Here is a 13,508-nt window from a genome sequence, read left to right as displayed (position 1 = left end):
ACTCTGTATTTTTCGGCCATTTTTTTTTTTTTTTTTTGGCCTCCCCTTTATATACCGGGCGCGGCCCACCCCCGTAATAACTATGCTAGGTTCGGATTTACTTTTAATGGCGATGGAGCTTCAAGGTTTTGAAGTTGAGTTTGATCTACTTCATATACTCGTTCTATATTCGCCCCTAGCGCTTTTAGCTTTCCAGCAAAATCAACATAACCGCGATCAATATGCTTCAATTCAACGACTCTTGTGTAGCCATCAGCGACTAGGCCAGCAATTACTAATGCTGCTCCAGCTCGTAGGTCAGTCGCAGCTACTTCAGCCCCCTGTAATGTTGCAGGACCAGAAACAATTGCAGTTCTACCTTCAATCTTTATATTTCCATTCATGCGTCGGAATTCTTCAACGTGCATAAAGCGATTTTCAAAAACTGTTTCTGTAATCACACTTGTACCTTCAGCTCTTAACAAAAGCGACATCATTTGTGATTGCATATCCGTTGGGAAACCTGGGTGAGGCATTGTTTTGATGTCGATCGGCTTTAGTGTTTTAGGACCGACAACACGAATTCCGTTCTCTTCATCGGTAATAATAACACCCATTTCCTCCATTTTGGCAATAAGGGGTCTTAGGTGTTCAGATAAAGCACCCTCAATAAGAACGTCTCCACCTGTTATAGCAGCTGCAACCATAAACGTTCCTGCTTCAATACGATCAGGAATAATTGTATGATTTGCTCCCACTAATTCTTCTACACCCTCAATTCGAATAGTACCTGTTCCTGCTCCACGTACTTTCGCACCCATTGAATTTAAATAAGTAGCTAAGCAGACGATTTCAGGTTCTTCGGCCACGTTTTCAATAATTGTTGTTCCTTTAGCTAGGGCGGCTGCCATCATAATGTTTTCAGTTGCACCTACGCTTGGAAAATCTAAATAAATTTTTGCTCCTTTTAGGCGCCCATTAACTTTGGCATCGATGAAACCATTACCAATTTCAACAACAGCACCCATTGCCTCAAAGCCTTTAAGATGTTGATCAATTGGTCTTGAACCAATGGCACAACCACCTGGTAGCGCAATTCTTGCATGACCAACTCGAGCAAGTAATGGCCCCATGACTAGAAAAGATGCACGCATTTTTCGAACGTATTCAAAAGGTGCTTCTGTTTTCAAAGCCTTATCGGCATCAACTTCGATGACTCCATTTTCATATTTAACATCAATATTTAAATTTCGTAAAACTTCATTAATCGTGTATACATCTGCAAGTGCTGGCACATCATAAATGTGGCTCTTGCCTCGACTTCCTAAGATAGATGCAGCGATTACTGGAAGAACAGCATTTTTAGCGCCTTCTACTTTCACTTTTCCAGTTAATCGGTTACCTCCTTGGACAATTATTTTTTCCAACGTATTCCCCTCCGACGTCTAATTTCTATATTATTAGTATTCAGTCGTAATTATCGGCGTGCCAATTGTAACGGTTGTTTTACCGCCCAATCGCTCTTTTGCTCTAATCGCAACTTGTAAATTCATGTTTTGATTATTTGTTGCAATAGCATTGTTCCATGTATTAGTGTATGCAGAGATAGAAATGAACGTTTCCTCTTTTAAGGATTCAATTGTTTGCGCCGAAAAATCAGCTAACAACTTATCCGCTTGTTCACTCAAACCAAGATTAAGTTTATCACTGCCATTTCCTGTAGCACAAGTGAAAATTTTGGTATTTTTGCGAAATAAGTCTTCAAGCCTAGATTCAGTTATTGGCAATAAAGTTTTCCATTCAACTTCTGATAATTGTCTTGTGCCATGAACGTTATAAATAAGATATGAATGTAATTGATCATTGTGAGGGTAAATAATGTAGGAAAGTGTTTCTGTAACACCCAAATCGTTGTGAGTTAATGTAGCAACAGCCTTCATTTGACTCCTTTGCACGTCTTCAGTAAGGGGCTCCCATTCAAACTGATTAGTTTTCTCTTTCAGCAAATTAAATTCGCTATCGTACTCACCAGATGTTTTCCAATTATTTAATTGCTCCCTAGAATAAAGTGTCCAATCCGTTAATTCAATCTCGTGCTTGTCCATAACAGCTAATATCTTTTGAAGATCATCAAATGGCTTATCACCTGTCGCCTCTCCACTCCAATTAAATCCAAAATAAAGGCAAACTGCAACGGCGCAGTAAAAAAATACCTGCATAATATCTTTTATCTTTCTATACCCCATGTTTCTCTCTCCTTAACGTTCGTTTCGTCGAACTCTCTTACTAGCATTTTTGCCAAATGGAGAGTATAAATACATGGAAGTTGTAGTTAAAAGTCGACAAAATCAGTTAAAAGCCGCATGACCTAAATATCTAAGAAGCTTCAGGCGAAATTTTTGGGTTATTCTCAAACACAACGCGTTAAGGCAACTGTTAAAAGAGAAAGCGAAGCATTTTCGAGTAATTTAAATAGTCTAAAAAAAATGTACTGACTAACTGAGTTAATGCAATCGTCATAACAATCATTAGGACAATTCCTTGTGGGCTTTTCGGGTTTTTAATAAGCACATCAAACCGAAATGCTTGAAGCGCCCACCATATGATAACTAAAAACATTAAACTGACTGTTAGGTGGACAAGAGCTTGTTGACCAAATGGTTCTAACATATGTATAAACTCCTTGTTAGAGAATTTACGCAAATTATTTCCTGCGCAATCGCTTGCCATTGTCTAAATTTGTATCTTTTTAGAGAATTAATTACTTATCTCATAATAACGAAAATATATAGAAAAAGCTATCAATTTTAGTAAAACAGTTGAAAAGTCGAAGAAAAAATGTATAAGAATAAAAAAGAGAAAAAAGGAAAAACCTACCAGACTCTCATTCTGGTAGGTTAATCCTTTAGCAATTGGTTAAGCTAAACTTAAAGTACAATCCAGTTTAAACCGTTCAAATAGCTTGTAAGTAAAGTAGCAAATACGGCTAAGCCTATCGTACCAACAATACAAATTGTTACGATTAATGCAATACTTGTTGGTGCTTTTAACAAGCTATCTTCCTTAGGTGCTCTAAAATACATTTGTTTAATGATCGCAAAGTAATAGAAGAACGAAATAGTACTTGTTACAATCATAATTACCCCTAGCCAAACCATTTGGCTAGTAATGACCCCTAGGAAAATGTATACTTTCCCTACGAAACCTGCTGTAATTGGTAAGCCCGCCATTGATAATAGAAAGATTGTCATTCCTACTCCTAAAAACGGCGAACGTTTATATAGGCCCGCAAAGCTAGAAAGGTCTTCGTCATTAGCTTCTTCCGTTACATAAGAAATGATCGCAAATGCCCCTAGTGTCATAAATATATATGCAAAAGCATAGTAGACAATCATACTCATTGTGATATCAAATGCAAGTGATGCCGCTAATGGAACTAATAAGTAGCCTGCTTGCGCAATTCCTGAATAAGCCATTAACCGCTTAACATTTGATTGAACGAGGGCAACTGTATTACCTACGATCATTGTTAAGGCAGCAATCACCGCAATAATAAAGTACCAATGATCATAGAGTCCACCAAAACCTACAGCTAAGATTCGGATTAAAATTGCGAATCCTGCAACCTTTGAAACTGTTGCTAAAAAGCCAGTGATTGGTGTTGGTGCACCTTGATAAACGTCTGGAGCCCACATATGAAACGGGACAATTGAAATCTTAAATCCAAAACCAGCTATCATAAATAGTAATGACATGATTACTAAATATGGGTAGTCAGCATGGAGTGTCGGCATCGCAGTTCCAATAACGGATAAACTTGTCGATCCTGTTAATCCATACAAAAATGACATACCGTAAAGGATAAATGCCGAGGCAGTTCCTCCAAGAATAACATATTTAAGTGCTGCCTCTGTTGATCTAGCTTGTGATTTACGGAAGCCAGCTAAGCAGTAAGAAGAAATACTAAGTAACTCTAAACCGATAAATAACGTAATTAAATCGGCAGAAGAAACCATCAGCATCGCACCTAGTGCAGCAAAAAGTAATAGTGAATACAACTCACCCTGATACATTTCTTTATGCTTATCCATGTAGGACATTGATGTTAGAATAACAAGCGCTACCCCAATTAGGATCGCAATCTTAAATAACATGGCAAATGGATCAACAACAAACATCTCCCCAATTGAACCAGTATTCTGATTGAAAACAACGACTAAAACAATTGTAATCAATAGTGAGATCACACTAAGCGTACCAATGAATGGTTTTTTACCACGAATACCAGTAGTAAAATCAATCGTGAACACCGTAAGTGCAAGTATTGCTAACACAATCTCCGGAGTCATTAAAGACCAGTCTGCGTTAAATGCTGTCATTGTCTTTAACCCCCTATCTTCGACACAATGTCGATCACTGTAGTATTAATAACGTCACCTAAAATTGCTGGATAAACACCAATTAGAATGATTAACCCAAGTAAACAAACCATTGGGACATACTCAATTGGACGTGCATCTTCAAGGTGCGCATGGGACTGGTGTAATTGACCAAATGTTGTTCTTTGCATTGCCCATAATAGATAAGCAGCGGTAAGAATAATCCCTAATGCTGCAATAACAGCGATCGTTTTTGCAGCCGGAATGACATCAGGAGATGCCCAGAAAATACCCATAAACGCTAAAAATTCACTAACAAATCCAGACATACCTGGAAGTCCGACTGAAGCCATTGCAGCCGCAAGTAAAAAACCAGCTAGAATTGGAATTGTCTTTGAAAGTCCGCCTAATTCCTCGATCATTCGTGTATGAGTTCGCTCGTAAATCGCACCAACCATAAAGAATAGAAGTGCTGCGATAAATCCATGTGATACTAATTGGAAAATTGCTCCTTGCATACCTGCAGTTGTGAATGATGCTGCACCAAGAAGAACGATCCCCATGTGCGAAATACTTGAGTACGCAACAAGCTTCTTGAGATCTTTTTGAACAAGAGCAAGTAAAGCACCGTAAATTATGTTTACAACCCCAAGGATCGCAATCAACGAAGCAAAATTGGCTGCTTGGTCAGGTAAAATTCCAAACCCGATACGAAGTAATCCATAAGCACCCATTTTTAACAAGACACCTGCTAAAATCATACTAGCTGCAGTTGGTGCTTGAACGTGCGCATCTGGTAACCACGTATGGAAAGGAAAGATTGGTAGTTTTACTGCAAATGCAATAAATAGAGTTAAGAATAAGCCCGCTCTAAATGCATTTGAAATAATATTAGCATTTGCTGGGTCTGAATAAATTTCTGCTAAACGAAGGAAATTTAGTGATGCCTCACCAGTTAATAATCCTTGATAGAACATCGCGAAGAAGGCGATTAACATTAACGCGCTTCCTAGTCCTGTATAGAGCAAAAATTTAAATGCTGCATATTCTCGCTCTTTGCCGCCCCAAATTCCGATGATAAAAAACATTGGAATTAACGTCAATTCAAAGAACAAGAAGAATAGGAACATATCTAAAGCTACGAATACTCCAAGCATCCCTGTGAAAAGAATGAGCATCCAGACAAAATATTCTTTGACACGCTCTGTAATTGTCACCGACGCAACAACTGCTAAAAAGGTAACGATTGTTGTAAGAACTAACAGTGGCATTGAAAGGCCGTCGACACCAAGCTCATAATTAAATGATACAAAGCCTAAGTCAATCCACGTATAGTTTTCGGCAAACTGCAACCCTGATACACCACGATTGAATGAATTCCATACAATAATTGAGAGAATTAGTGTTACAAACGAAGTAATACCAGCAACTGAACGAATAACATTTTTATGTTCACCAGGAATGGTCAATATAATCAACGCACCCAATAATGGTAAAAAGACAAGTAAACTTAAGATGTTTGGGATCATCCGAAATACCCCCTTAATACAAAGGCAACGGCAATAACTGCGAGTCCACCAACGACAGATACTAAGCCGTAAGTTTGCAATTGACCTGAATGCCCTCTGCTAATAGCATAGCCTGTTCCCTTTGCAAGGTAACCAGTTACGTTAACGATCCCATCAATAATGAAGCGATCGACCGCCCAAAGGAATTTCCCAAGATTAACGACTGGACGAACAAAAACAGCTAAGTATAATTCATCCATATAATACTTGTTTAATAGAAGCTTATGGACTCCAGGTGCAAGTTTGGGGAAGAAGCTCTCAGAAATTGTCCCTTTAAAGTAGATTAAATATGATAGGATAAACCCAGCTGCCGCAATCACAATTGAGTAACCGACTAACCAAAGTTCACCGTGAGCTTGCTTACCAACATTTAATCCTTCCGTCAGAAAACTTTCAAGGTGAAAACCAAAAATCGGTGTATTAACAAAACCAGCAAAAACAGCAAAAGTAGCTAATACGATTAATGGGATCGTCATGACTTTTGGACTTTCATGTGGTTCATGATGGTGCTCTCCAGCCTCCAAGCTATCACTACCACGGTATTTCCCAGTAAATACTTTAAAGAATAAACGGAACATATAAAATGCCGTCATTGCAGCTGTGATCGAAGCAATCGCGAATAAGAATGGATCGCCATTGTATAATACAGCAGCTAAAATAATTTCCTTACTCCAAAATCCAGACAAGAGTGGAGCACCAGCAATCGCTAGCGTACCGATTAAAAATGTTACTGCAGTAATCTTCATTTTCGACCATAGTCCACCCATTTCACGGATGTCTTGTCGGTGATGCATTCCGTAAATAACACTACCTGCTCCTAAGAATAGCAATGCTTTAAAAAATGCATGAGTCATTAAGTGAAACAATCCAGCTACATAGCCAGCAGTTCCTAAAGCTAAAATCATAAAACCAAGCTGACTTACTGTTGAATAAGCAAGAACACGCTTAATATCTGTATTAACTAAAGCAATTGAAGCAGCAAAGATTGCAGTAATTGCACCTGTATACGCGACAACAGTCATCGCTGTTGGCGACGCTAAAAATACTGGATACATAACGCCCACTAAGTAAACCCCGGCAGCTACCATCGTTGCCGCATGGATTAATGCAGAAACTGGTGTTGGACCTTCCATCGCATCAGGTAACCAAACATGTAGTGGAAATTGCGCTGATTTACCAACTGCTCCCAAGAAAACACAGAGTGCAATAACTGTAATCATCGTTTGTTCAACTAAACCACTTTGAATTGCGGCAAAAATTGCTTCATATTCAAATGATCTTGTATAGATGAATGTAAGCACAAGACCGATGAATAAGCCAACATCTCCAATTCTTGTTGTTAAAAATGCCTTTTTAGCGGCCGCAGCAGCTTCAGGCTTAAAGAACCAGAAACCTACTAGTAAGAATGAACAAACCCCTACTAACTCCCAGAATATGAATAATTGTAATAGGTTAGGAGATAACACGAGCCCTAACATTGAAAATGAAAATAACCCTAAGTATGAATAGAAAACAGGGAAGCGATCGTCCCCATGCATATATTGTTTTGAAAATAAGTGAACTAGTAAACTTACCGTTGTAACAACAAATAACATCATCGCGTTTAATGCTGTTACTTCATATCCCATTGTAATTGTGTGTTCCCCAAAGGTAATCCACCTTACAACGTACTTATAACCTTCCCCACCGACTCTTTCGAATAAGACGACTAATGACGTCACGAATGAAGCAGCCATTGCAATAATTCCAACGTAAGCCGCCTTTTCTTTAAGTATTCTTCCAAAAAGTAGAAGCAACACGAAGGCTAATAGTGGGAAGACTGGTATTATCCAGGCAAATTGCATCATACCATCACCTTTTCCTCTTTTAGTCTACCAGACGTAGTTCAAAAATACGGTAATCATAACCACCCGAAAACTGTTCGACGGTTCTGTTTTACGTTTTTTTGATTACGATCTGTATCTATAGCCTTACCAACGCATAAGATCTTGTTTCATAACATCAATTGATTTGCGGTTACGATATAAGGCAATTAAAATCGCTAAACCAACGGCTGCTTCAGCGGCAGCTACAGTTATGACAAATAGAGTAAATACTTGCCCTGTAATATTGGCAAATGGTCCAATACTAGAAAATGCTACTAGATTAATATTGACCGCGTTTAACATTAACTCTACAGAAACAAGAACAATTACGAGATGTCTTCTCGTAAGTACCCCATATAAGCCGATACAAAATAGAATAGCTGCTAAGGCAAGATATAACGTTATTGGTACCATTCTAATCGGCCTCCTTTCGTGCCAACACAATGGCCCCTACTAAAGCGGCAAGTAATAATATACCTGCACCTTGGAATGCGATGACGTAATTCCCGTATAGCTCAATTCCAATCTGTTCTGCAGTACCAATATAAAGCTCCCCGCCCCCTGGTACATCAAGAGTAAAAATACCATTTAGCATTAAAACTAACAGTGCTCCTACCCCTACTAAGCTCACCATTTTATGAACTTGAGTTTTCTCTGGTCCGAACGAAACTGATTTATGGTCAGTCATCATCATACCGAATACGAAGAGAATTGAGAGCGCCCCTACGTAGACCATGATTTGAACAATACCGATAAATTCCGCTCTAAGCAGAAAGTAAATACCAGCAACTGCAAAGAAGGTAAATGCCATACACAATACACGATGAGCAATCCGTTGTAAAACGATAACTAAAACTGAACATGAGATAGCTAGAATTGCCAGGATTAGAAAAATAATTAACTCTCCATTCATTTTTCTTCACCTCGCTCTGTTTCTTCAACCGGCTCTTCAATAGTGTAATTTCCGTATACTTCATTATTTGTTAACCACTCAATATCCTTGAACATCGGATCACGAGTATAGTCTGAAAGATTATCATACTTTGTTGTCATAACAATTGCTTCAGTTGGACAAACTTCTGTACAAAAGTCACATAAAATACAGCCTTGAAAATCAATATTATACGTGTCGATCACTTTTTTCTTTGGATTTTCAGGACTTGGTTTCCCTGTTAATGTAATAACATCTGTCGGACAAGCCGTTACACATAAGTTACAGACGATACATTTATCCGGGAAAAAGCGTTGAATGCCACGAAAACGATCTGGAATGTCTGGTTTTTGTTCAGGGTACTGGATGGTTACCTTTGGTTTTACGAAGTATTTCAGTGTTATGCCGAATCCTTTTAAAAAGTTAAACATTTACATCACCCCATCCATACTTTTATCACTGCCGTAATGACAATGTTAAGAAGTGCTAGTGGTATTAAAACCTTCCATCCAAAGGACATTAACTGGTCCACTCTGACACGTGGCATTGTTGCACGTAACCAAAACCAAATGAACATAAACAAACACATTTTAAGCAAGAACCACACAATGCCTGGTAACACTGGCCCTAACCATCCACCAAGGAATAACGTTGTGGCAAGAGCAGAAATTGCGATTGCATACACATACTCAGCAAGGAAGAAGAATGCCATACGAAATCCACTATATTCTGTGTGATAACCTGAAACAAGCTCACTTTCTGCTTCTGGTAAGTCAAATGGAGATCTGTTTAATTCGGCAATGGCAGCAATCATATAAATAACAAAACCTAAAAACTGCGGAATGATAAACCAAACACCCATGCTTTGCTGCGCAAATACGATATCCCTTAAATTGAGAGATCCAGCTAAGATAACAACCCCAATAATTGCAAGAACTAGCGGAATCTCATAACTGATCATTTGCGCAACTGAACGCATAGCTCCCATTAATGAATATTTATTGTTCGAACTCCATCCACCCATCAATACGCCGATTGTTGTAATTGAAGAAATTCCGATAAAGTAAAGGACACCAATATTTAAGTCGGCACCAGCAAGACCTTCACTCCATGATATTGTTGCTAAAATCATATAGGATGGTGCAAAAGCAATGATTGGTGCAATCATGAAGACTTTCCGGTCAACCTGTGCAGGAATAATATCTTCCTTCATCAAAAGTTTCATAACATCGGCTACCGTTTGCAGTAATCCCCAAGGACCATGACGGTTTGGACCGATACGAACTTGCATGTAACCAATAACTTTTCTTTCAAAAAGGATCGCAAAGGTAACTGCTCCTAGTAGCATCCCTAGAATGATTACTGCATACGTAATCATAAATAATAAATCCATTATGCATCGACCTCCCCGAGAACGACATCAAGACTTCCAAAGATCGCAACTAAGTCGGCAATGTTTCTGTCTTTCAGCATATCTGCAAGGATTTCTACGTTAACAAACGAAGGACGACGTAGTTTTACGCGGTACGGCTTATTTTTTCCGTTGCTGACAACATAAACACCAATTTCACCTTTTGAAGCCTCACAGCGGAAATATGTTTCTCCAGCTGGCGGTTTAATCATCATAAGTCGTTGGCCTTTTTTGTGAATAATGTCTCCTTCAACAATTTGCTCACATGCTTGCTCAACAATTCGCAAAGACTGTCGCATTTCTTCAAGCCTTACTTCATATCTTGCAAAGCAGTCGCCTTCTTCTCTTGTCGGTATTTCAAAATCAAAGCGATCGTAAATTGAATAAGGTTGATCTCTTCTTAAGTCAAACTTGACACCACTACCACGTAAAATTGGACCTGAAAGCCCCCAATTTATTGCATCTTCTTTCGTGATAATTCCGACACCTTTTGTTCGACCAACGAATACTTCATTTCCAGTTACGAGCCTGTCATACTCTTCAAAGTTTTTACGGAGTAACTTCACTGTTTCTTGAACCTTTTCGATCCAACCAACTGGCGCATCCCACTTCACACCGCCAATACGCATGTAGTTAAACGTCATTCTTGCACCACTTATTTCATTTAAACGATCAAGGATCGTATCACGATCTCTGAAAGCATAAATAAATGGACTTAAAGCACCGATGTCAAGCAGGTACGTTCCCCACCAGACTAGATGACTTGCGACCCGGTTTAACTCCATCGTAATGACACGCAAATATTCAGCTCTCTCAGGAACTTCAATTTCCATTAACTTCTCAATAGCAGCACAATAGACGTAGTTATTAGTCATTGCATTCATGTAATCAAGGCGGTCAGTATACGGGATAAACTGCGAGTAAACTAAGTCTTCAGCAAGTTTTTCTGATCCTCGATGTAAATAACCGATCACAGGTTTTGCTTGTTTAATTATCTCACCTTCTATCACAACCTCAATACGAAATACACCGTGCGTACTAGGATGTTGCGGGCCGATATTTAATACCATTTGCTCTGTTTTTATACTCATCAACAGTCACCCCCTACTATAAACCCATTTCTTCTTTATCAAACTTGTAGTCTTTACGAAGCGGATGACCAACCCAGTCATCCTCTAATAAAATTCGGGATAGGTTTGGATGACCGATAAACTCAATTCCTAATAAATCATAAGCTTCTCGCTCATGCCAATCCGCCGTTTTCCAAACAGGTTGTACGGATATTACTTTTGGATTAGATCTTGGCATCTTAACCTTAATACAAAGGTATTGATCTAATTCCATCGAATAAAAGTTATAAATGACTTCCATATGCTCTGCATAGTCTACACCTGTTAAACAGCATAGAAAATCGAACCTCAATTTTTCATCGTCTACCAACATCTGAACAATTTCTAATTTCCAGTTCTCAGTATCGATCGTCAAAAAAGGTTCATTGAAATTTAATTTACTTTCAACAACTACTTCCGGGCCTGATAAATCTTCAATTTTTTTCAATACTATATCTAATAATTGTTGACTCATATCCTTTGGCCCACCTTCTTCCTTCTCTTACCCTTTGCTTCTTCCCTGATTTGGATACGAAGTTTCTCAATGCCGTCTAACAGCGCAGGTGGAGTTGGTGGACAACCTGGGATGTAAACATCGACAGGAACGATTTTGTCAACGCCGTTAACAACACTATAAGCTTTGTGATATGGGCCGCCACATGTAGCACAAGACCCCATTGCAATTACCCATTTAGGTTCAGGCATTTGATCGTATAGGCGTTTTACAACTGGTGCCATTTTCGCAGTCACAGTTCCCGCAACGATCATTAAGTCAGCATGACGCGGTGATGCACGGAAGATAACACCGAAGCGATCTAAGTCATAACGTGCAGCTCCTGTTGCCATCATTTCGATTGCACAACAAGCTAGACCGAATGTCAGTGGCCAAAATGACCTCGTTCGTGCCCATGCTTTCACTTCCTCAACCTTTGTAATTAGTACATTACGCTGTACTTCTTCGACTACAGCTGGATCGAATTCCTCTAACCCCTGTTTTCTTAGTTCCATTCTAGCACCTTCTTTTTCCAAGAGTACGCAAGGCCTAACCCAAGTACAACAATAAATATAAGCATTGCATTGATCCCGAACCATCCAAGATGGTCAAGGGCAACCGCCCAAGGATATAAGAAAACGGTTTCAACATCAAATACTACGAACTCTAGCGCAACTATGTAGTAGGCCACGTTGAACCGCACTTGAGCATCTCCAGTTGGCAAAATTCCACTTTCATATGGAACTAATTTTTCAGGATATGGGTTGTGTGGTCTCAAAAGCTTACCAAACGTCAATCCTCCGACTGGAAGTGCAATACCTAAAAGCAAAAATATGATGACATACACATAACTGTTTAGATATAAATCCAAATCCATGCGCTCTCTCCCTCCATTCCTTGCTTTATTTGTATTTCAACTCCCCTTCTAAATTATAACAAAGCCGTTCAAAATATGTCCACATTTTTCTCAATATTCAAATTGTTATACATAACACTATCTAAATGTTATAAATTAAGCGGAGCCTTGATCTTATAATAATTTTCAAACTATTATCGCTAAACCAGAGAGGTCGAATGCATGGCGATAATTGTCGAACTTCGGAATAAAAAATATAATTGTACTACTAGATTTAAGTTGCTGTACTAGTATGATAATTTATTGTCCTTTTTATTTAATCACTTACATGAAAATCTAAAAGAAAAAAGACGCCGAGGCGTCTTTTTTATTTTCTTTCAGCAACATTCAAACGGTTAATCGCACGTTTAAGGGCCATTTCTGCACGTTTGAAGTCGAGATCATCTTTTATTGCTTGTTGCAGGCGACGTTCCGCACGTTCCTTAGCGGCACGCGCACGTGAAATGTCGATATCTGATGGCAATTCAGCTGATTCTGCAAGGATACTAACTTGGTCACCGCGTACTTCCATTAAGCCGCCAGTAATTGCTACAAGTGTTATCTCAGAATCTTTTTTTATTCGAACCGCTCCAATGGTTAAAGGAGTAACTAAAGGGATATGGTTTGGTAAAATACCAAGTCCGCCGTTAATCGTATTCACACTTACCATTTCAACGTCTCCATCGAATACTTTACCATCAGGGGTTACAACAGTGACATTCATTGTCTTCATGAAAACCCTCCTTAAGCACTCTGGTAGCCACAGTGCGTGGCTTCTCTATGAGTGGAGACTAATTCAGTGAAATATATCTTCACTAAAATAGCTTAGATTAATTAAGTTTAGGATCTAAACTTATTTATCATGATGTCTAGCTACA

At 38.9% G+C, this 13,508-nt stretch carries 15 protein-coding genes; all 15 read right to left on the bottom strand.

Annotated elements, in window-relative coordinates; translation table 11 throughout:
* Positions 1 to 80: 80 nt before the first annotated feature.
* The 15 genes from murA to ACK4M9_RS15065 all read right to left on the bottom strand — a co-directional run bounded on the left by murA (position 81) and on the right by ACK4M9_RS15065 (position 13,363).
* Positions 81 to 1,406, bottom strand: a complete 1,326-nt coding sequence (gene murA, locus ACK4M9_RS15135; RefSeq protein WP_409852224.1) for a UDP-N-acetylglucosamine 1-carboxyvinyltransferase — start codon at positions 1,404 to 1,406, stop codon at positions 81 to 83.
* Positions 1,407 to 1,439: 33 nt separating this feature from the next.
* Positions 1,440 to 2,225, bottom strand: a complete 786-nt coding sequence (locus tag ACK4M9_RS15130) for a YwmB family TATA-box binding protein (RefSeq protein ID WP_409852221.1) — start codon at positions 2,223 to 2,225, stop codon at positions 1,440 to 1,442.
* Positions 2,226 to 2,415: 190 nt separating this feature from the next.
* A complete protein-coding gene (locus tag ACK4M9_RS15125) occupies positions 2,416 to 2,649 on the bottom strand; it encodes a DUF1146 family protein (RefSeq protein WP_409852218.1) in 234 nt (77 codons plus the stop codon).
* Between the two features lie 257 nt (positions 2,650 to 2,906).
* A complete protein-coding gene (locus tag ACK4M9_RS15120) occupies positions 2,907 to 4,358 on the bottom strand; it encodes an NADH-quinone oxidoreductase subunit N (RefSeq protein WP_409852215.1) in 1,452 nt (483 codons plus the stop codon).
* A gap of 5 nt (positions 4,359 to 4,363) precedes the next feature.
* Positions 4,364 to 5,887 carry a complex I subunit 4 family protein gene (locus ACK4M9_RS15115; protein WP_409852213.1) on the bottom strand — a complete coding sequence of 508 codons (1,524 nt, stop codon included), beginning with the start codon at positions 5,885 to 5,887 and terminating at the stop codon, positions 4,364 to 4,366.
* The gene (gene nuoL, locus ACK4M9_RS15110; protein WP_409852211.1) at positions 5,884 to 7,773 is read right to left on the bottom strand and encodes an NADH-quinone oxidoreductase subunit L; all 1,890 of its coding nucleotides are present in this window, start codon (positions 7,771 to 7,773) and stop codon (positions 5,884 to 5,886) included. Before nuoL ends, ACK4M9_RS15115 begins: the two co-directional genes overlap by 4 nt.
* A 123-nt stretch (positions 7,774 to 7,896) precedes the next feature.
* Positions 7,897 to 8,205, bottom strand: a complete 309-nt coding sequence (nuoK, locus tag ACK4M9_RS15105) for an NADH-quinone oxidoreductase subunit NuoK (protein ID WP_409852209.1) — start codon at positions 8,203 to 8,205, stop codon at positions 7,897 to 7,899.
* A gap of 1 nt (position 8,206) precedes the next feature.
* Positions 8,207 to 8,704, bottom strand: a complete 498-nt coding sequence (locus ACK4M9_RS15100) for an NADH-quinone oxidoreductase subunit J (RefSeq protein WP_409852206.1) — start codon at positions 8,702 to 8,704, stop codon at positions 8,207 to 8,209.
* Positions 8,701 to 9,153 (bottom strand): NuoI/complex I 23 kDa subunit family protein, encoded by a 453-nt coding sequence (locus tag ACK4M9_RS15095; protein ID WP_409852204.1) that lies wholly within the window; start codon positions 9,151 to 9,153, stop codon positions 8,701 to 8,703. Before ACK4M9_RS15095 ends, ACK4M9_RS15100 begins: the two co-directional genes overlap by 4 nt.
* 5 nt (positions 9,154 to 9,158) lie before the next feature.
* Positions 9,159 to 10,115 carry an NADH-quinone oxidoreductase subunit NuoH gene (nuoH, locus tag ACK4M9_RS15090; RefSeq protein ID WP_409852201.1) on the bottom strand — a complete coding sequence of 319 codons (957 nt, stop codon included), beginning with the start codon at positions 10,113 to 10,115 and terminating at the stop codon, positions 9,159 to 9,161.
* A complete protein-coding gene (locus ACK4M9_RS15085; RefSeq protein ID WP_409852198.1) occupies positions 10,115 to 11,224 on the bottom strand; it encodes an NADH-quinone oxidoreductase subunit D in 1,110 nt (369 codons plus the stop codon). The genes nuoH and ACK4M9_RS15085 overlap by 1 nt, the downstream gene beginning before the upstream one ends.
* 16 nt (positions 11,225 to 11,240) lie before the next feature.
* Entirely contained in the window at positions 11,241 to 11,717 is a 477-nt protein-coding gene (locus tag ACK4M9_RS15080; RefSeq protein ID WP_409852195.1) for an NADH-quinone oxidoreductase subunit C, read from the bottom strand.
* Entirely contained in the window at positions 11,714 to 12,250 is a 537-nt protein-coding gene (locus ACK4M9_RS15075) for a NuoB/complex I 20 kDa subunit family protein (RefSeq protein WP_409852193.1), read from the bottom strand. Before ACK4M9_RS15075 ends, ACK4M9_RS15080 begins: the two co-directional genes overlap by 4 nt.
* On the bottom strand, positions 12,241 to 12,612 hold the full coding sequence (locus ACK4M9_RS15070; RefSeq protein WP_409852190.1) for an NADH-quinone oxidoreductase subunit A: 372 nt from the start codon (positions 12,610 to 12,612) through the stop codon (positions 12,241 to 12,243). The genes ACK4M9_RS15075 and ACK4M9_RS15070 overlap by 10 nt, the downstream gene beginning before the upstream one ends.
* A gap of 346 nt (positions 12,613 to 12,958) precedes the next feature.
* The gene (locus ACK4M9_RS15065; RefSeq protein WP_409852187.1) at positions 12,959 to 13,363 is read right to left on the bottom strand and encodes a F0F1 ATP synthase subunit epsilon; all 405 of its coding nucleotides are present in this window, start codon (positions 13,361 to 13,363) and stop codon (positions 12,959 to 12,961) included.
* Positions 13,364 to 13,508: the final 145 nt, after the last annotated feature.

It is taken from the genome of Anaerobacillus sp., assembly GCF_046314235.1.
GTDB lineage: Bacteria > Bacillota > Bacilli > Bacillales > Anaerobacillaceae > Anaerobacillus.
Note: the sequence above shows the minus strand (reverse complement) of the source record. Positions and strands in the feature narration are given on the sequence as shown.